This is a genomic window from Novosphingobium sp. ZW T3_23, assembly GCF_044987305.1.
In the GTDB taxonomy this organism is placed as follows: domain Bacteria; phylum Pseudomonadota; class Alphaproteobacteria; order Sphingomonadales; family Sphingomonadaceae; genus Novosphingobium.
The window spans coordinates 40,203-59,644 of sequence record NZ_JBJDRF010000005.1; the positions used below are offsets into that span (position 1 = coordinate 40,203).

Below are 19,442 nucleotides of genomic sequence, written 5' to 3' on the forward strand. Positions count from 1 at the left end.
CGCCGGCAAGCGCCCCCCGATGCTCAATAAACGCCCCCCTGTTGTTCCGCGAAGTCCTGCTGCTCGGCGGCACTTGCCGAAGCCGCAGCCTGACGCGCTTCGCGCACGCCGCGAATTTCCGCGACCAGCGCATCGCGACGGCGCGCGAATTCGTCTTCCGGGGTATATTGGCGCGGCTCCGTGTCCGGCTTGAAAGCCTCCCAGATGACGGCCGCCTTGGGATCGTTGCCCGGCTCGGCTCCCATCACCTGCTTGCCGCTGGCGCGATCGATCCGCACCATGCGAATGCCCGGAGGCGCGACGAAGGGCTGGGTGCCCCAGCGGTCCCTAGTAGCCTGCACGACCTGCTTGAAGATCGGGGCGGCGATGCGGCCGCCTTGGGCATATCCGCCCAGCGAACGAGGCGTGTCGTAACCGAGATAGACGCCGCCGACATAGTCCTGGGTGCCGCCGACGAACCACACGTCGGTAGGGCCGTTGGTGGTGCCGGTCTTGCCAAACATGGGAATGCCGAGATCGCGCAGGACCACGGCCGTTCCACGCGTCACCACGCCTTCGAGCATGTGGACCACCTGATAGGCCGTCCCCGAATCAAGCACCTGCTTGCCGCGACGAACGACGCGCGGCATCGGTTTACCGTCCCATTCGGCCATGTTGCAGGTATCGCAGCGCCGGTTGTCCGGCTTCCAGATCACCTTGCCGTTGCGATCCTGTACATAGTCGATCGGCGAAGAGGCGAACTGCACGCCGTTGTTGGCCAGCGCCGCATAGGCGTTGACCATACGGGCCACCGAAGTCTCGCCCGCGCCCAATGCGAACGAGAGATAAGGCTTGTAGTCACCGATGCCGACGGTCTTGAAGGTCTTCACCACGCGCTTCATGCCGGTATCGTTGGCGATGCGCACCGTCATCAGGTTGCGCGACTGTTCCAGGCCCCAGCGCATCGTATGACTGCCGGCCCCGCCCTCGCCGCCGAAGTTGCGGAAGCATTTGTTGCCCAGGGCGCCGCCCTGATAGACGCAGAAAGTGCCGTCCAGCACCTGCGTTGCCGGGGTCATGCCGTATTGCAGACCCGTGGCGTAGACGAAGGGCTTGATGGTCGAACCGGGCTGACGCTCTGCCTGGACGGCGCGATTGAAGCTGTCGAGGCCGGAATCGAAACCGCCCTGCATGGCCATGATGCGGCCCGTTCCCGGTTGCTCGATCACCATACCGCCCGAGACTTCGGGAATCGTGCGGACGGAGTAGCTATCCGAGGAAACCGGCGCCGCGGCGACGAGATCGCCCACTTTGGCAAGCTCGGAAATATTGGTCAGCGTCGCCGTATTGCCGTCGGAAAAGCCGATCCGGCCGGTCGAACCGCTGCGGTCGAGGATCACGCCGACGCGCCAGTCCTTGTAGTCGACCGTCTTGTTGGAAACGATCAGCTGCGACTGCCAGGTGCTCATGTCGTCGATATGCGCGATCGGCCGCGACCAGGCGCGGTTGCCCTGATAGCGCAACAGCCCGGCACGGAGCGAATCGCGCACGGCATCCTGCATCTGGCGGTCGAGCGAGGTGCGCACCCACAGCCCCCCGGCATAGACGCTGTTCGCCCCGTCTTCGGCCTTTTCGCCGTACTGGTCGATCAGGCGGCGGCGCACTTCCTCGATGAAGTAGCCGTTTCCGGAAGGGTAGGTCTCGACACGGCGCGGAATGAGGCCGAGCGGCTGCGCCTTGGCGGCGTCGGCATCGGCGCGGCTGGCCCAACCGTTGGTCACCATCTGGTCGAGCACCCAATTGCGACGCTCGATCGCCATGCCCTCATACTGCTTGCGGCCGTAGCGTTCCGGCGCCTTGGGCAGGATCGCCAGGAAAGCCGCCTCGTGCAATTGCAGTTGATCGACGTCCTTGCCGAAATAGGCACGCGCGGCAGCTTGAACGCCGAAACTCTGGCGACCAAGCGGGATCTCGTTGAGGTAGAGTTCCAGGATCTGCGGCTTGGTAAGCACGCTTTCGATCCTGCGGGCGACGACCATTTCCTTGAGCTTGCGGGTGACGGAATATTCGTCGCCGATCAGGATGTTCTTGGCCACCTGCTGCGTGATCGTCGAACCGCCGCGCGCACGTCCGCCGGTGCCGAGCTTGGAAGCGTAGTCCACAACGGCGCCGGCCAGGCCGGTGAAATCGACACCGCCGTGTGTCCAGAACGTCTTGTCCTCGGCAGAGAGAAAGGCATCCAGCAGCGGCTTCGGGAAATCGACGTAGCGCAGCTGCACGCGCCGCTCTCTGGCGTAGCTGTATATGATCTCGCCATCGAGGCCGCGCACCATCGTGGGCAACGGCGGCTGGTATTCCAGCAGCTTGTTGGCGTCCGGCAAATCATGGGTGAAGGCCACCCAGACGCCGCCGAACACGACCAGCCCCGCCCCCGCAACATAAGTGAGGCGCCGAAGCACCTTGCGCTCACGCCAGGCCCTGCCGATCGCGGCGAAGGGACCGGCGAAGCGGCCGCCAGCCCCGCGACGAATGCGATAGTGGGCGTCCTCAGGCGGCTGCTCGGAGCCGTTGTCGATGATCTCGTCGGTCATTTCGACTGCCTCTAGAGCATTTTCCGCTCAGGTGGAAACACCCGGCCTCATGGAAAATGTGGCAAGAATGGATTGATCGGAGCTTGCGCCCTTTGTTTAAGCGGAACGCCTAGCACGCCGATTTCGCGCAAGGCCAGATATCTGCACTCGCTTCATCGCAGGATAGCCCCCCCTCGAATGCGCGGCTCAAAGGCTGCCCTTCCTTGCGAAGTAGGCGCGAATGGCGCGGGCAGCGGCATCTGCAAGCGATTGCTGCCCCGCGCGCGAGGTGAGCAATTGGGCATCCGCCTCGTTGTTGATGTAGCCTGTCTCGAACAGGATCGAGGGAATATCCGGCGCCTTGAGCACGGCCAGTGCCGCCGTCTGCACGTCCTCGCGATGAAGTCCCAAGTTGGCTTCGCGCATTTCCCGCAGCACGAGTTCGCCCACTTGCGTCGATCCTGCCTGGGTACCGCGCTGGGACAGGTCGAGCAGGATCGCGCCGACTGTCTGGCTCGTCTGCGCCAGGGCGACCCCGTTGACGCGGCCGGCCGCATTCTCGCGCGCGGCAAAGCGCTCGGCCGCCTCGCTAGAGCCCTTTTCGGACAGGACATAGACGCTGGCGCCCCGCGCAGCATCGCTGTCGGCACTGTCGGCGTGGATCGACACGAAAAGGTCGGCGCCCAGCCGCCGCGCGATATCCGGGCGATCCGCCAGGGCGATGAAACGATCGGTATCGCGGGTAAGCGCGACACGGATGCCCCCATCCTCCAGCAGACGATTGCGCAGCGCCAGCGCGATCTTGAGCGCAACCGTCTTTTCGCTGGCCTCATCGTTTCCGGCACCCGGATCGAAGCCGCCGTGCCCGGCATCGATCACCACCAATGGCCGGCTGGCATCCGCCGGACCGTCGACACGCGGGAGGTCCACCGGCATGCCCACATCGGGAAGGTCGAAGCGCACGACATAATCCAGCGCTCGCTGGGACGGAAACAGACGCGGCCAGAGAACCGGCAACGCGATCGCCAGCGCCAATGGCGCGGAAAGGATCATGACGAGCTGGATGCTGCGCGACATGCCCTCTGACTAGAATCGCCGCGCCTTCACGACAATCCCGGCGAACGACGCTTTTCCCCCGATTTCGCCCCGGCCCGCACAATCGAGAGCCCTATATGAAGCACAATCGGGCAATGAACTTGCCGTACAGTGTCTTGGATGCTAGGCCGTTTCGACCCGGGCCAAAGAGCATCGGTCCTCGTATTCCGGAAAGACGCCACTTGGATGGCGCCGGACAGGATCGGCCAAACCTAGTCCCGGCCGTCAAAATCCGGAAAATTCGTTCCGGATCGAACAGGTTGACGCGAGAGATGAGAAGCCAATTGCCGCTTTGCCAGCCGACGCCTGAAAGGGCGGTGGCGGTATGGGCGCAATTCTTCGCGTGTCCGAAATCGCCACGCGCACTTCCGCTCGCAGACACGCCCGCCCGCCCCATGGCATCATGCCGGAAGGCCGCAGGCAACTTCGCCGCGCATGTCGCGGCAGACAAGAGAACAGTCGCACTCGGGGCGCTGGATTGCCCCGTTTCCAATTTTACCTCCGCCCGCAACAACGTGGGCCTTGCCGCATCCGGCAGGCCCGACGATCCCGGCGCGGGCTTCATCGAACAGACACGCGCCACCCTGGCTGATCCGGCCGGGGCAGAGCGCGTACGGAGACTATACAATGGCAACGCGCATGCTCATCGATGCGCGCCACCCGGAAGAAACGCGGGTGGCGGTACTCAAGGGAAATCGCATTGAAGAGTTCGATTTCGAATCGGCCGACAAAAAGCAGATAAAGGGCAACATCTACCTGGCGAAGGTCACCCGCGTGGAGCCTTCGCTTCAGGCGGCGTTCGTCGATTTCGGCGGCAACCGCCACGGGTTCCTAGCCTTCAGCGAAATCCATCCCGACTACTACCAGATCCCCAAGGAGGACCGCGAGGCCCTGCTGGCGGAAGAAGCCGCCCATGCCGAGGAAGAAGCCGCCCTGCGCGCTTCGGAAGGCGATGACGAGGACGAGGAAGGCGGCGAAGGCTACGATGCCGATGGTTACTCGGATGGCGGCCTGACCGAGGTAGACACGTCCGAAAAGGACCAGGTCGCCACGATCGAGGACGGCGCCGTCGAGAACGGCTTCGAAACCGCCGAGGAAGAAGCGTCCGAGGAAGAGAACGGTGGTCGTGGCCGTCGTGGTCGTGGACGCCGCCAGGGTGGCCGCAGCGGCGGTCGCTCGAAGGAAGCCGACGAACTGCGCGCCAAGCGCATGGCGCTGCGCCGCCGCTACAAGATCCAGGACGTGATCCATCGCCGCCAGGTGCTGCTGGTGCAGGTCGTCAAGGAAGAGCGCGGCAACAAGGGCGCCGCCCTTACCACCTACCTCAGCCTGGCGGGCCGTTACTGCGTGCTCATGCCGAATTCGAGCCATGGCGGCGGCATCAGCCGCAAGATCAGCTCGGCCTCGGACCGCAAGCGCCTGAAGTCGATCATCGCCGAAATGGACCTGCCGCGCTCGATGGGCTGCATCGTCCGCACCGCCGGCCTCCAGCGCACCAAAACCGAGATCAAGCGCGACTTCGACTACCTCGCCCGCCTCTGGGACGAGCTGCGCGAAATGACCATGCGCTCGGCCGCGCCAGCGCTGATCCATTCGGACAGCGACCTGATCAAGCGCGCCATTCGCGACATCTACAATCGCGATATCGAGGAAGTGATCGTCGAGGGCGAGGAAGGCTTCCGCGCGGCGAAGGACTTCATGAAGCTCCTGATGCCGAGCCACGGCCGCAAGGTTAAGCCTTACTCCGACCCCGTGCCGCTGTTCCAGCGCTTCGGCGCCGAAGATCAGCTCACCGCAATGTACGACCCCGTCGTGCAGCTGCGCTCAGGCGGCTACATCGTCATCAACCCGACCGAGGCCCTGGTTTCGATCGACATCAACTCGGGCCGCGCCACCAAGGAGCACGGCATCGAGCAGACGGCGGTCGCCACCAACCTCGAAGCCGCCCAGGAAATCGCCCGCCAGCTGCGTCTGCGCGACATGGCCGGCCTTGTCGTCATCGACTTCATTGACATGGAGTACGGCTCCAACGTCCGTAAGGTCGAGAAGGCGGTCAAGGAAGCGCTGAAGAACGACCGCGCCCGCATCCAGGTCGGCCGCATTTCCAGCTTCGGCCTGATGGAAATGAGCCGCCAGCGCCTGCGCACCGGCGTTCTGGAAGCCACCACGCGTTCGTGCCCGCACTGCGACGGTACCGGCCTGGTCCGCACCGCCAGCTCGGCAGGCCTCTCGGCGCTGCGCCTCATCGAGGACGAAGCCGCCAAGGGCAAGGGCGTAGTGGTTTCGCTGTTCGCCTCGACGGAAGCGGCGATCTACCTGCTCAACGCCAAGCGTGCCGATCTCGCCGACATCGAGGAACGTTACGGCGTCAACGTCGAAGTGATCCCCGAGGGCGAGAACGAAGGCGCGAAGATGCGCGTCATCTCCTCCGGTCCGCGCAACGATTTCGTGCCGCGCTTCGATCCGATCGCCGACGAGGTCGAGGACGACTTCATCGAGGAGGATGAGGAGTTCGAGGACGAGGACCGCGAGGAATCGCAGGGCCGTAGCGAAGGCGGAGACGACGAAGGCGGCTCCCGCCGCAAGCGCCGCAAGCGCCGTCGCGGCCGCAACCGCGACCGCCGTGACGAGGATGGCTCGGAAGAAGGCGCGAGCGACGAGTCCTTTGCCGAGGACGCCAACGACCAGACCGGGGGCGACGAAGCCACCGAGGGCGAAGGCGAAGCCGGGGATGACGAAGACTTCGGCCCCGCTTCCGAAGGGGACGATTCGGAAGCGCCGCGCAAGCGTCGCCGCCGTGGCGGTCGCCGTCGGCGCGGACGCCGCAACGGCGAAAACGAAAACGGTGAAATCGAGAACGGCGAAAACGGCGATCACTCGTCGGACGACGCCGCTCACGATGAAGCCGTGATCGAAGCCGCAGCGCCGGTGGAAGCAGACGCCTCAGCGGAAATCGTCGTCGAGCCTGTCGCGGAGGAAGCTCCGGCCAAGCCGAAGCGCACCCGCCGCAAGAAGGCCGATGTCGTCGAGGCGGTCGCACCGGTAGAAGCGCCTGCGGCCGAAGCCCCGGCCGCGGAAGCCCCAGCTGCCGACGCGCCTGCCGAAGAGGCGCCTGCCAAGCCCAAGCGTACGCGCCGCAAGAAGGCCGATACGGCCGAAGCCGTCGCGGAAGCACCGGTCAAGGCTCCGGCCCGGACCACCAGGGCTGCAGCGAAGTCGGTCAAGCCGGAAACGGCCGAGCCGGAAGCGGGCGAAGAGGCTCCCAAGCCGAAGCGCACGCGTCGCAAGAAGGCTGACACCGTCGAAGCCGTCGCGGAAGCCCCGGCTGAACCGGCGGGCGAGGAAGCCCCTGCCAAGCCCAAGCGCACGCGCCGCAAGAAGGCTGACAACGTCGAAGCCACGGCCGAGCCGGTCAGCGCTCCTGCGCCAGCGCCTGTCGAGGAACCGGCATCGCTGGAAGCGGCTGCCCAGGACGAATCGGGCGATGACAACTCGCCGCGTCGCGGCTGGTGGCAGCGCACCTTCGGGAACTGATCGCGAGCGGGGAGCGGCCTCAGCGCCCTCTCCCTCCTGATCCAGCTATAAGGGCCTCCGCGCGGAAGCGTGGGGGCCTTTCGCTTTTTTGATCGGGCTTCACGCTAGGCACGCAGCGTTGGAATGATCGGCCATCGCAGAAGGCGCGCGCCTCGCTAACCCGAACCGCGATTTTCAGAGAATCGTTCGTCCGCCGCAATCCCGCGGGACCGATTTGCAACACCATGGCACCACGAAACCGCTATCACGCGCACTCTGGCCCTTGCCCCACGCGGTTGAATCGCTAAGGGGACATTCAGTCGCGGTTCGTGCCGCAGTGCAAGATCACGGGGATTTCTTCATGGCTAGCTTCACCCTCCCGGCGAACAGCAAGATCAAGAAGCAGGGCAAGGTTCACAAGGCCGAGGGCGCTGCGCGCGTCAAGAAGTTCACCGTCTACCGCTACGATCCGGATTCGGGCGAAAACCCGCGCTACGACAGTTTCGAGATCGATCTCGACAATTGCGGCCCGATGGTCCTCGACGCGATTATCAAGATCAAGAACGAGATGGACTCGACGCTGACGTTCCGCCGTTCGTGCCGCGAGGGCATCTGCGGTTCCTGCGCGATGAACATGAACGGCTCGAACGGTCTGGCCTGCACCACGGCGATCGAAGACCTCAAGGGCGACATCCGCATCACCCCGCTGCCGCACATGGAAGTGATCAAGGACCTCGTTCCCGACTTCACGCATTTCTACGCGCAGTACGCCTCGATCCGCCCCTGGCTGCAGACGGTTTCCACCACGCCTTCGGGCAAAGAGCGCCTCCAGAGCCCCGAACAGCGCGAGAAGCTGGACGGCCTCTATGAGTGCATCCTCTGCGCCTGCTGCTCGACTTCGTGCCCCAGCTACTGGTGGAATTCCGACAAGTTCCTGGGCCCGGCCATCCTGCTTCAGGCCTATCGCTGGCTGGCCGACAGCCGCGATGAAATGACCGGCGAGCGCCTGGACGAGTTGGAAGATCCGTTCCGCCTCTACCGCTGCCACACCATCATGAACTGCGCCAACGTCTGCCCCAAGGGCCTGTCGCCGGCGCGCGCCATCGCCGAAATCAAGAAGATGCAGGCAGAGCGCCAGGTCTGATCCTCGCGGATCGGTCCGGGTAATCGTGGTCGTGTCCAGCGCCGCATTCATCCATGAACCGGCCCCGGAACACCCGGGCTGGTTCACCTGGACTCTCAACGACGACAGCCGCTTCAACGCGGTGGCGCTGGGTCCGATGGTGATCCGGCGCGAAGGCGAGCGCGCCGCACGGGTGCGGCTGCTCGAACTGGAACGCCGCCACAGCAACATGCACGGCAACGTCCACGGCGGCGTCACCCTTGCCCTTGTCGACGTAGCCATGTTCGCGACGATGTTCAGCGTTCTGGGCGCCGAAGTGGCCGGCTCGGTGACACTCGACCTCAACAACCAGTTTATCGGCGCGGGCCGAATCGGTGAGCCGCTGGACGTTTCCTGCGAGATCATGCGCGAGACGCGCCGCCTGGTGTTCCTGCGCGGCACGGTCGAACAGGGCGAAACCCTCGTGTCGAGCTTCCTCGGCACCCTTCGCAAGCCGAGCGTACGATGACCGCGATGCTGGAACGCTACGAAGCGCTGGTCGCGACCGGAGAACTTCGCTCGGACCCCGAACAGGCGGCCGCAGCCGAGCGACTCAACCAGCTTCAGCGGGAAATCTACAAGGCGCGCACCTCTACCGGCCTGTTCGGCAAGCTGCTCGGCAAGAAGGCCCCCTCGCCGCGCGGCCTTTATATGTGGGGCGGCGTCGGGCGCGGAAAGTCGATGCTGATGGACCTGTTCCACCAGACCCTCGACATCGAGGACAAGCGCCGCATCCATTTCCATGCCTTCATGCTGGAAGTCCATGCGCTTCTTCGCGAGGAACGGCGCAAGGAAAGCGGCGACCCGATCCCTCCCGTCGCCGCGACTATCGCCCGCAACGTTCGTGTCCTGGCCTTCGATGAGATGGTCGTGAACAATTCCGCCGACGCGATGATCATGAGCCGGCTGTTCACGCATCTTATCCTCGACGAAGGGGTGACCATCGTCACCACATCGAACCGAGCACCCAAGGATCTTTACAAGAACGGCCTCAATCGCGAGCATTTCCTGCCCTTTATCGATCTGATCGAGAAGGAGCTGGACGTACTGACGCTCAATGGACCGACTGATTATCGGCTCCACCGTCTGGGCGGCATGGCCACCTGGCATTCCCCGCTGGGCGAGGAAGCGACCGAACAGGCGCGCGAGGCATTCTATCGCCTGACTGACTACCCCCCCGAAGACAGCGATCATGTCCCCTCTGCGGACATTGACGTGGGTGGCGGGCGCATGTTGCACGTTCCCAAGAGCCTCAAGGGCGTGGGTGTCTTCAGCTTCAAGCGCCTCTGCGGGGAGGCACGCGGCGCCGCCGACTACCTGGCGATCGCCCGGGCCTATCACACAGTGATCCTGGTCGGCATCCCGAGGATGGGACCGGACCATCGCAACGAAGCAGCGCGTTTCGTCACCCTGATCGACGCCTTGTACGAGAACAAGGTCAAGCTGATCGCCGCTGCGGATGCAGCGCCGGAAGACCTTTACGAAGCGGGCGACGGCCGCTTCGAATTCGAGCGCACGGTTAGCCGTCTCAATGAGATGCAGAGCGCCGATTATCTCGCCATGGGCCACGGCGAAGACTGAAATCGTTAACAGTTTGCGAATCAAAAGTTAATGCGAGAGGCGCCTGCCCGCTTCCGCGCTGGGAGATTCGCGCGTGCCTTCCCCTGACTAAAGGTCGCCCTGCAATGAAAAACGCCCATTCCAACAGTGGAAAGGGCGTTGCGGCGCTTGAGAAAAATGGCTGATTTCTGCGGTTCTGAAAGTAAAAGTGCGGCACTTCCTGAGAAGTGCCGCACCTAATTGGTTATTAGCGGCCGAGGCTGCCCCAGTTCCAGCTGTACATAACATTACCCCATGTGAAACGCCGCTATGTTGCGGCTGAGCACATGGATAACAATAGGTTAAGAAGTCATCAAGACTTTTTTAACCAGTCTGCCGCGCTTCCCTTCCCACGATCTGCGTGAGGAGATCCCGGAACGGGACGGGCCGGCTGACATAGTACCCCTGGATGGCGTCGCACTGCATCGCCCTCAGTATCTCGAGCGCGGCTTGAGTCTCCACGCCTTCCGCCACCACCGTTCGATCCTGGGAATGCGCCATCTCGATGATCGACTGGACCAGCAGGAGATCCTCCTTGTTGCCTTCCATCGCCTGGATGAAGACCTTGTCGATCTTCACTTCGGTGGCGGGAAGGTAACGCAGATAGTCGATCGTCGCATTGCCGGTTCCGAAGTCGTCGATAGACAGGCGAATGCCTGACTGCACCAGCTTCTGAAGCATCTGGAACGTGCGCGAACTCCGATCGAGTCGGTCGGTTTCGGTGATCTCGAGAATCAGCATCTCGGCGGACAATCCGTAAGTCGCCAGGATTTCCGCTATCATCCCCGGCAACCCCGGATTCCGGAGGAGCTGGGCCGAGATGTTCACCGATACGGTCATGTCGAAGCCATGCCGGCGCAGTTCGACGGCACACCTTACGGCATCGTCGATCACGAAGCGGGTGATCCGCTCGATCCGGTGAAACTCCTCGGCGATGCGGATGAACTTGTCCGGACTGATCGGGCCGCGTTCGGGATGAGTCCAGCGCACGAGCGCCTCGGCGCCGGTGACGCGGTTGCTCGCGACGTCCAGCTTGGGCTGGTAGGCCACCCAGACCTCGCCATTGTCGATCGCGCGATCGAGTTGGGTCAGCAGCGAGATTTCCCACTGCGCTTCGTGCTTGCGGCTGTCGAACTTGTAGACCAGCTCGTCATTGCGGACGGCTTCCTCGGCCGACTGCATGGCGCTGGCGACGCGGCTGGATACGGGGCGGTCGAATTCCGAATCGATGCCGCAATTGAACGACAGGTCGATATCCAGCCCGCCGACCTGAATGCCGTTCTGAACGATGCGGTGCAGCCCTTCCAGATTCTCGAACAAGTCGAAAGTGCTGCGGATGGTCGAAAGCCACATGAACATGCCGCCTTCGTGATAGACCGTGACTTCGCTGTCGCTGATGCGGATGCGGCGGACGATCTCGTTGGCGACCTGCGCCTCGACGTGCTCGGCGAAACTGCCGATGATCGCGCCGTAATTGCGGATCTGAAGCGCGACGAGGATGCGGCTGGATACCGCTTCATACTTGCGGAGCACCTGCACGCTGGGCATTCCGGAGCCGGAGTTGGTCTCTCCGGCCACTTCCACGCGGTCCAGGTTGCGCATGCGGAATACGGCCACCGCCGCCATGGCGATGGCAGGAACGATATCCACCTGAATACGAAACTGGTCGAGCGCCAGGGGCGCGACGATAAGAACGCCAACTAGACCAGAGAACCGATAGACGTCGAGCACGCGACCTCGACCCAGGCCGGTAAGGATCACCCCCAGCACCACCAGGAAGGCAGGAAGCCAACCCATCTCTATCGGGACGCCTTCCTTCAGCGTTTCCGCCGCGATGGCGTGGAAGAACGCACCGGGCGCGTAGCCCTGCGCCGGCAAGGTATGGAGGTCGTGATAGACTTCCGCGCTTGGGGCGATGATGATGTCCTTGCCGCGGACAGTTGCCTTGTCGAAGCGCCCCTTGAGGATGTCGACATAGCTTACGGTCGGAATCGTCGTGTAATCGATGGCGTAATCCGGTCGAAACACGCGATCGGCAGGCCTCGTCACACCCGCGATGCTCGCAGCCAGACTGGGGACCACGCCTCTCGGACTGTTGGACGAGAACGGCAGGCTTTTGCTGAGGTTGAACGGATGATCGAGCGCCAGGAGCGAAACAGCCCGCGCATGTTCGAGAAATGCCCGTGAAGGCATCGCCGCAGCATAATTGCCGCGTGGTCCGTCCTTGGCAGGCATCGCGCCCAGGAAAACACGCTCCGGAAACGCCTTGAGCGCTTCCAGGAACTGCCCCCGGCCCGGATCCTTTGCACTATCGTCCAGATAGCGGTTGATGAAGACACGCTTCACGCCGGCGCCCTGCAAGTTGCGGATGACCTGCGCGTCTTCCGCGCGGGTCACGTCCAGAACTTCCAGTTCCTCAAGCGTTTTCCCGTCCTGCAGGACCATCACGATCTCGCCCTTGGACGGGTGGAGGCGCAGCCAGGTGCGTCCGTTCACCAGGACGTCCTCAAGCGGTAGCGCGGCGCCGGTGATGCCCAGAACTATGCCGGTAAGGGCCGCCCAGAAGACGATCCGGAATCTGGCACTCTTCCAGACTTTCGCGGTCCTTGTGCGGAGGTCAGACATGATGGCCTCGCAAATGATTCCCCTCTGCGCCCAATCGCAAGACATGGCTTTCCTCACCGGAAAGCTTCCGCATTTCAATCCTGTAATGGCGACCTGCTATCTTCATGCACGCCCTGCGATGACCATGTCGCTGCCCGAGTTAGAGCAAAGGTCCTAAGAAGAAGTTAGGTTAACCGGCATTGACAATAATTTCGGCAAACCGCTGCCGGATGAGGAAGCCGCCGAAAAGGGGAAAAATCAGGCGATCCCCAAATGGGTTAGCGACCGATCGAGCATCAGCAGCTGCCACAGGAGACGCGAATGGTCGCTCCGTGCGGCAATATGGTCTTCTACGAGGGTACCGATGCGGGCCGTGTCGAGCCATCCCGTGCGGGCCAGTGTGGCGCTGGACGCTATTTCCCGGGCGGAAGCAGCCAGGGGGCCGCGGAACCATTGCGCTATAGGCGTGACGAAGCCTTGCTTGGGGCGATAGAGAATCTCGTCCGGCAGGCTGCGCCGCATGGTGCGTTTCATCAGCCACTTGCCCTGCCCTGCCCGCACGCGCATCGTTTCGGGCAGGCTGGCCGCAAACTCGATCAGGCGGTGGTCCAGCAGCGGCTCACGGGCCTCCAGGCTTACCGCCATGCTCGTGCGATCGACTTTGGTCAGGATATCGCCGGGCAACCAGTGCTTGAGGTCGGCATATTGCGCGCGGTCCAGCCCCGACCGGGCAGGAGCGCCGCGCATCAGATCGATCACCGCGTCTTCGGCGCGATAGGCACCGCGAAGCCGGCGAAAATCATCGGAATAAAGGCCGTCCCGCAGTTCCGGCGCGGCAAATCCGATCGCACGGGCATAGCCCTGCGCGCTGTCCGCCGCCAGCGAGAGCAGCGTAGCCTTGGCCCGCAACGGACGCGGCGCCCAATCGGCTTTCGGATAGAGCTTGCCGAGAGAGCCGAACAGCGGTCCCCGGATCGCCTGGGGGATGACCCCGCGTACGCGATCCTCTCCGCGCTGGAAGACATGGCGGCGATAGCCGGCGAAAGCTTCGTCGGCGCCGTCTCCGGAAAGGGCCACCGTCACCGATTCGCGGGCCAGTTGGCAAACCCGCCAGGTGGGCAAGGCGGAGGCATCGGCGAAAGGCTCGTCGAACATCCCGGCGATAGCGTCGATCGCTTCGAAATCGTCGGGTGAGACCTGCCGGCCGCGGTGATCCGTGCCGAAACGCCCTGCGACTTGCGCGGCATAGTCGCTCTCATCCAGCGCGGCGATGTCGAAGCCGATCGAGCACGTCTTCACCGGCTGCGTGCTTGCCTCGGCCATGAGCGCGACGACGCTGGAACTGTCCACCCCGCCCGAGAGGAAAGCGCCGAGCGGAACGTCCGCCGCCATGCGGGATGTGACCGCCTCGCGCAGGAGGTGAAGCAGTTCCGCTTCGAGATCCTCGACCTTGCCCTTGCGGCGTCCGGCGAAGGATACGTCCCACCATTGATTCGGCTTCGGCAGGGGCTGGCCATGGCGCAGCAACAGGGAATGCCCCGCCGGCAGCTTGATCACGCCCTTCAGGATCGAGCGGGTGTCCGGCACATAGCCCCAGGCCAGGTAATCCTCGATAGCCAGCGGATCGATCTCGCGCCGCAACAGGGGGTGGGCCAGCAGTGCCTTGAGTTCGGAACCGAAGGCCAGGCTGCCGTCGCTGAGGGGAGCCAGGAACAAGGGCTTCACCCCCAGCCTGTCGCGGGCGAGGAACAGGGTCCGTGCATCGAGATCGTAGATCGCGAAAGCGAACATGCCGTGCAGGCGGGTCACGCAGTCCGGCCCCCAGCGCCGCCACGCTGCCAGGATCACCTCGCTGTCGCCATCGGTGCGGAACTCCGCGCCCCAGGCTTTCAGGTCACGGCGCAGTTCCCGGTAGTTGTAAATCTCACCGTTGAACACCAGCATGGCCCGCCCGTCCGGCGAAGCCATCGGTTGCGGGGAACCGGCAAGGTCGATGATCGAAAGACGCCGATGCCCCAAACCCACGCCGGGCGCGGTCCAGACGCCGCTGCCGTCGGGGCCGCGATGCGCCAGGGCATCGCACATGGCTTCCACCCGCGCCGGTTCGACCGGCTTGGGAGTTTCGAGATGGTAGATACCGGCGATGCCACACATACCGGACCGGCCTAGCGGAGCTTCACGACGCGGTCCATCCACGCGGCGGTCGGCCCGGTGGCGGCCAGGAAGCGCGTGATCGAATCGGGCGCGCGGGTGCCTTCCGAAGAGAGGATCAGCGTGGTCGTGGGCCTGGCGCACAGCAACAGGTTGTCACCGATGACGCCCAGCTTCAGGCGGGCATTGCTGCCGGTCAGGAGATCGCCGGTCCGATACCAGGTCACGGCGAGTCGCTCCACCTTGCCGTGACCGAGCAGGCGTTCGCTGCGCCCCTGTACGAAGACGGGGCCAGAGGCTTGCCACGACCAGCCCGTACCGGGCGTCAGCGCGCCCTGGCCGAAGCCGCCAGCCTCGCGCCCTTCGCCCTGTCCGGCATAGAGCGCAACGAACACGTCGACCTCATGGCCTTGCCCATCGGCATAGCGGCCCAGCAGGCGATGGTCGGCGCCTTCGGCACGCGGTTCCCACCAGATTGTCGGGGTGTAATCCACCCGCTTCCAGCCGGGGACGGCAGGCAAGTCTATATGCGTGGGCAGAGGCGCTTCAAGCCGGTCCCCGACATGCGCCCAGGCCTTGGCCGCCGCCAGCAGCAGCGCCAGAAGAACGACGGCGGCAACCGGCGAAAGGCGCATCCGCTCCAGTCGCGTCAAGGCCGGAGAACGCACGATCCGGTCGGCATCGATCATCGGTGCGTCGAGCGGGCGGTCGAAAAAGCGCCATGCCCCGGCGATCACCATCGCCAGCACCGCGGCGAAGAACACCCAGCCGTAGACGATGTGATCGAACCCCGCCGCCTTCTCCACCCCGACGAATTGCGCGGCGAAGATCGTGCCCCAGGCCCGTACTCCGTTGGCCAGGATCGGAACCACCACGCAGGCCAGCATCATCGCCGCGCGGCGGCGCCAGCTGACGAAGCAGACATGGCTGGCCAGCACGCCGAAGGCGATCATGGCGATCAGGAACTTCACGCCGGAGCAGGCCTCGGCCACCTCGAACAGCCCGGCGGGCGTATCGATGAACACCCCGTCGATCGTGGCGGGAATGCCGCTCAGATGCGTGAGCGCCACGGTGATCGCCGCCGTGACGGTTTGCAGGACTTCAACCAGTTCCTCGCCCACCGGCACCAGGAACGCCATGTAGCAGAGCGGGAAAAACAGCCCCGCCGTCACGCGCGGCCCCAGCAACAGCGGCACCGTCGATCCCAGCATGGCCACCGCACCGGCCTGCCGCGCGAGATCGAGGCCGGACAGCGCGCCCAGCAGCCAGAGGAACGCCGCCCCGATCATCGGCAGGAACCCCGGCCACCAGCACAGCGGCGTCAGCTTCGCCAGCTCGGCGCGGCGCTGCCAGACGAGCCAGACCAGGATCGGCGGGATCAGGACGATGTGGTTGTAGGTGGAGATATCCCACCATTGCCGGGCCATCTTGGCCCAATCATCCAGCAGCACAGCCACGACGACCAGCGCCACAAGACCCCAGCGCACCAGCGCCGGGCGCCAATGCGCGGGGATATCCAGCCAATGCGGGGCTCGCATCGGCGCTGCGGTTTCAGGCGGCATCGTTGAGGCTTTCCTGCGAAAGGGCCAGCATGTGCGGCAGGTCGGCCAGGGCGGCCTCCCAGCTTGCATTCGCGAGAATCCACGTCCGTGCGGCCTGGCCCATGTTGCGGGCGCGATCCCGGTCGCAGGACAGAGCGAGCACTCTCTCCGCCAGGGCCTCGTCGCTTTCGGCCATCGCGAAGTCGCGCCCGTCCACGGCATCGATGCCGGTTGCCGCGCCGGTCGAGAGCACGCTCGGCAAGGCCATCGCCATCGCTTCCAGTACCTTGTTCTGCACGCCCCGCGCAATTTCCAGCGGCACCAGCGCCAGATCCGCCGCGGCGAGCCAGGGCCGGATATCCGCGACCCGCCCCCAGACGTGAACACCCTCCCGTCCGTGACGGGCGAGCAGCGAGGCGGGTGGATTGCGGCCGACGACATGCAGGCTGGCCTGCGGAAGGCGCGCACGGACCAGCGGCAGGATGCGGTCCATCGCCCGTTCCACCGCTTCGATGTTGGGCGCGTAGTCCATCTGCCCGGTGAACACGAGACGGGGGCCTTCGATGGCCAGCATGCGTGGCTCCGGCACGACACGCGCGGGATCGAAAAGCGCACTGTCGATGCCGTTGCCCATGGATTCGATGCGATTCTCGGGCTCGCCCAGCCGCGCGGCGAAGAGCGCCGCCTCCGCCTTGCTGACGAGCAACGTGCGATCCGCGCGGCGCGCGATCCGGGCCTCCTCCGCGCGCAGGAGGCGCCCTTCCCGTCGCTCCATCCAGCCACGGAAGCCGCGACCTTTGGCGCCGTAAGCCTCGAACTTGGCGGAATCGACATCGACCAGATCGACGATCAGTCGTCCGCGATAGGTCTTGGGCACGTATTGCGCCATCTGGCCGGAGAACACGAAGATCGTCTCGATCGGACGGTTCGCGACAATCCGCTCCACCCACTCTCTCATGCGACGGTCCCGGAAAGCGGCGAGACTCAGCGGATCGCCGCCAATGAGCGCTTCCAGCCCGGCCACGGCCAGTGACTTGCCGCGCGGCAGCAGGAGATGGCTCTGCGCCAGGGCCGCCATCTCGCCCTCGCAGGCATGATCCGCCTCGTCGTCCGCGAAGCAGCCCAGATGGACCGGAGCCAGCGCGGCCAGCGCCTTGAGCACATGGTGCGAGCGGATCTTGTCCCCCCGATCGGGCGGAAACGGAATGCGATGCGCAAGAAACAGGATCTCGCCCATCAGCCGATTCCGCGCGCGATCAGCGGCCCGAGTCGGTTGGCCACCGCCAGAGGCAGGCGCTGCCAGAGCCGGATCTGGAGCGAGAGGCTGGAACTCGCGGGATCGGCCTCCCGCTTCGGAACGCCGGGCGCGGTCCATGCGGCATACGTCAGCGGCTCCGGCTCGAAGCCCCAGTTGCGCTTGAAGTGATAGGCTCCGCTGCCGGTCTTGGAGCGCCCGAAGTCGAACGTCGTGCACCCGCGCCGCCGCGCATGGAGCATGAGTTCGTAATACATGCGGTCGTTGGCGCGAAGGTGCCGCGCTTCACGCGTGCCGCCGCCCCAATAGGGCATCGCCGCGCCGCGATGGTAGAGCGTGATCACGCTGGAAACCGGCCTTTCCTGATGGCGCACGGTCAGCACGTCCGCCTCGTCGCCGAAAGCGTTCAGCACGGCATCAAGCAGGCAACGCGGAAATACCGGGGTGCCGAGATTGCGGTAGCTCTCCGCGAAGACCTGATAATGGGCGGCGCGGTCGCGCTCGGACGTGCCGATCTCGACTTCGAGGTCGCCTGCCAGCGCCTTGCGCACTTCCGCGCGCTGCTTGCGCGGGATGTCCAGAAGCTGCGCCTCGTCATCCGCCGCCAGTGGCCGCGCGAAGTTGCAGTGGCTCTCGGTCTTGAGCGTCCAGCCCGCCCCCGCATCGGGAAGCACCCCGCCGCGCAGCTCGATGGCCGGGCACGACTGGCGCAGCGCCAGTTCCTCCAGCGCCGCGAAAAGCGCGGACTTATCGGCGCCCGGCAGGGTCAGCAGCCCCCCGCCCACCGCGAAGCCGGTCGAGGCCAGCAGGCGTCCGAAGATCGGGGAATGGATCGCGTCGAGCGGGAGAAAGCCGAGGATTTCCCCCTGCCGTTCCTCGACCAGCGCCAGCGCGCGGTTGCCCGTGGCCTTCGCGACCGAGAGAAACCAGGCCGGGCGATGGAAGGGCGTCGCTTGCGCATGTCGGGCCGTGAACCGTTCCAGCCGCGTGACTTCGTCGGGGTCGGAAAGATCGACCAGCCGCACCGCGCCCGCAAGGGGAGCGAAAGGCGCGTTCATGCCGCCAGCGCCGCTTGCAGGGAAACGGCGCGGGTCGCCTCGCGCGCGGCAAGTTCGTCCATCCGCCCCCAGCGGAATTCGCCGATCAGCTGACGCAGCTTGCCGGCCATGACCCGCAAATTGGTATAGTGCCGCAGCCGCGACCGCAGCGGCGCATCGGGCACGCGCGGCTGGTTCGGGTCGATCTCCCAGGGGTGGAAGTAGAACACCGCAGGACGGCCCTCGCCGTTGACCTGCCGGATCGCCCAGCGCGAAAATCCGTAAGGCAGCACGCGGAAGAACCCGCCGCCCCCTGCTGCCAGCCGCCGCCCAGCAAAGGTCGCGGTGGTGACGGGAATCTCTACCAGCGGGCTGTCCGGCAGTGGGTTGAACGCAAAGCGCGGCGCCTCGCGCCAGCCGTAGTGGTCATGCACGATTGGCGCGACGCTGGAGCTATAGGCATAGCCCTGCTCGGCCAGCACGTCGAAGGCCCAGGGCGTGCGCGCATCTATGGAAAAGCTGGGCGCGCGGTAACCCGTCACCCGGACCCCTGCGGCATCCTCGATCGCCTTGCGGCTCATGTCGAGATCGCGGCCGAACATGGCGGCATCCATGCGGAACACGCGCTCATGGTCCCAGCCGTGGCTGGCCACTTCATGGCCCGCCTCGGCTATGCGCCGCAGCAGCCGGGGATGGCGGACCGCAACCCAGCCGAGCGTGAAGAACGTGCCTTTCACCCCGGCCGCGTCGAAGAGCGCCAGGATATCGTCGCAATTGCGCTCTACCCGCGTGCGGATCGCCGGCCAGTCGGCACGGTCGATCACGCCTTCGAAAGCGCCGACCTGGAACCAGTCCTCGACGTCGACCGAAAGGCCGTTGATGGGCCGGGTATCGTTCATAGCGTCCGTCCTCGTCTGCCGATGCGGCTGCGCGGGC

Annotated in this window: 12 protein-coding genes; 4 read left to right on the forward strand and 8 right to left on the reverse strand. The window is 64.9% G+C overall.

Translation table 11 applies throughout. The features are described from left to right. Nucleotides 1-23 precede the first annotated feature (23 nt). Entirely contained in the window at nt 24-2,570 is a 2,547-nt protein-coding gene (locus tag ACI3K3_RS04625; protein WP_404912435.1) for a penicillin-binding protein 1A, read from the reverse strand. 186 nt (nt 2,571-2,756) lie between these two features. Further along, on the reverse strand, nt 2,757-3,626 hold the full coding sequence (locus ACI3K3_RS04630; RefSeq protein WP_404912436.1) for an N-acetylmuramoyl-L-alanine amidase: 870 nt from the start codon (nt 3,624-3,626) through the stop codon (nt 2,757-2,759). Between the two features lie 645 nt (nt 3,627-4,271). Between ACI3K3_RS04630 and ACI3K3_RS04635 the strand changes: the two genes are divergently transcribed. The 4 genes from ACI3K3_RS04635 to zapE all read left to right on the forward strand — a co-directional run bounded on the left by ACI3K3_RS04635 (nt 4,272) and on the right by zapE (nt 9,900). Beyond that, nucleotides 4,272-7,178: a ribonuclease E/G gene (locus ACI3K3_RS04635; protein WP_404912438.1), complete on the forward strand. Its 2,907-nt coding sequence runs from the start codon at nt 4,272-4,274 to the stop codon at nt 7,176-7,178. Nucleotides 7,179-7,518: 340 nt separating this feature from the next. Then, nucleotides 7,519-8,301: a succinate dehydrogenase iron-sulfur subunit gene (locus tag ACI3K3_RS04640; RefSeq protein WP_334182838.1), complete on the forward strand. Its 783-nt coding sequence runs from the start codon at nt 7,519-7,521 to the stop codon at nt 8,299-8,301. A 31-nt stretch (nt 8,302-8,332) separates the two neighbouring features. Further along, nucleotides 8,333-8,788, forward strand: a complete 456-nt coding sequence (locus ACI3K3_RS04645) for a PaaI family thioesterase (protein ID WP_404912440.1) — start codon at nt 8,333-8,335, stop codon at nt 8,786-8,788. Next, nucleotides 8,785-9,900: a cell division protein ZapE gene (gene zapE / locus ACI3K3_RS04650; RefSeq protein WP_404912442.1), complete on the forward strand. Its 1,116-nt coding sequence runs from the start codon at nt 8,785-8,787 to the stop codon at nt 9,898-9,900. Before ACI3K3_RS04645 ends, zapE begins: the two co-directional genes overlap by 4 nt. Before the next feature lie 342 nt (nt 9,901-10,242). Here zapE and ACI3K3_RS04655 read toward each other — a convergent pair whose 3' ends face one another. The 6 genes from ACI3K3_RS04655 to ACI3K3_RS04680 all read right to left on the reverse strand — a co-directional run bounded on the left by ACI3K3_RS04655 (nt 10,243) and on the right by ACI3K3_RS04680 (nt 19,405). After that, on the reverse strand, nt 10,243-12,543 hold the full coding sequence (locus tag ACI3K3_RS04655) for an EAL domain-containing protein (protein ID WP_404912444.1): 2,301 nt from the start codon (nt 12,541-12,543) through the stop codon (nt 10,243-10,245). 237 nt (nt 12,544-12,780) lie between these two features. Continuing rightward, nucleotides 12,781-14,676, reverse strand: a complete 1,896-nt coding sequence (locus ACI3K3_RS04660) for an XrtA/PEP-CTERM system amidotransferase (RefSeq protein ID WP_404912446.1) — start codon at nt 14,674-14,676, stop codon at nt 12,781-12,783. 11 nt (nt 14,677-14,687) lie between these two features. Beyond that, nucleotides 14,688-16,235, reverse strand: coding sequence for an exosortase A (gene xrtA / locus ACI3K3_RS04665; protein WP_404912448.1), 1,548 nt, complete (start codon nt 16,233-16,235; stop codon nt 14,688-14,690). After that, nucleotides 16,225-17,451 carry a TIGR03087 family PEP-CTERM/XrtA system glycosyltransferase gene (locus tag ACI3K3_RS04670; RefSeq protein ID WP_404912450.1) on the reverse strand — a complete coding sequence of 409 codons (1,227 nt, stop codon included), beginning with the start codon at nt 17,449-17,451 and terminating at the stop codon, nt 16,225-16,227. The genes xrtA and ACI3K3_RS04670 overlap by 11 nt, the downstream gene beginning before the upstream one ends. Continuing rightward, nucleotides 17,451-18,527 (reverse strand): FemAB family XrtA/PEP-CTERM system-associated protein, encoded by a 1,077-nt coding sequence (locus tag ACI3K3_RS04675; protein ID WP_404912451.1) that lies wholly within the window; start codon nt 18,525-18,527, stop codon nt 17,451-17,453. Before ACI3K3_RS04675 ends, ACI3K3_RS04670 begins: the two co-directional genes overlap by 1 nt. After that, entirely contained in the window at nt 18,524-19,405 is an 882-nt protein-coding gene (locus ACI3K3_RS04680) for an XrtA system polysaccharide deacetylase (RefSeq protein ID WP_404912453.1), read from the reverse strand. Before ACI3K3_RS04680 ends, ACI3K3_RS04675 begins: the two co-directional genes overlap by 4 nt. Nucleotides 19,406-19,442: the final 37 nt, after the last annotated feature.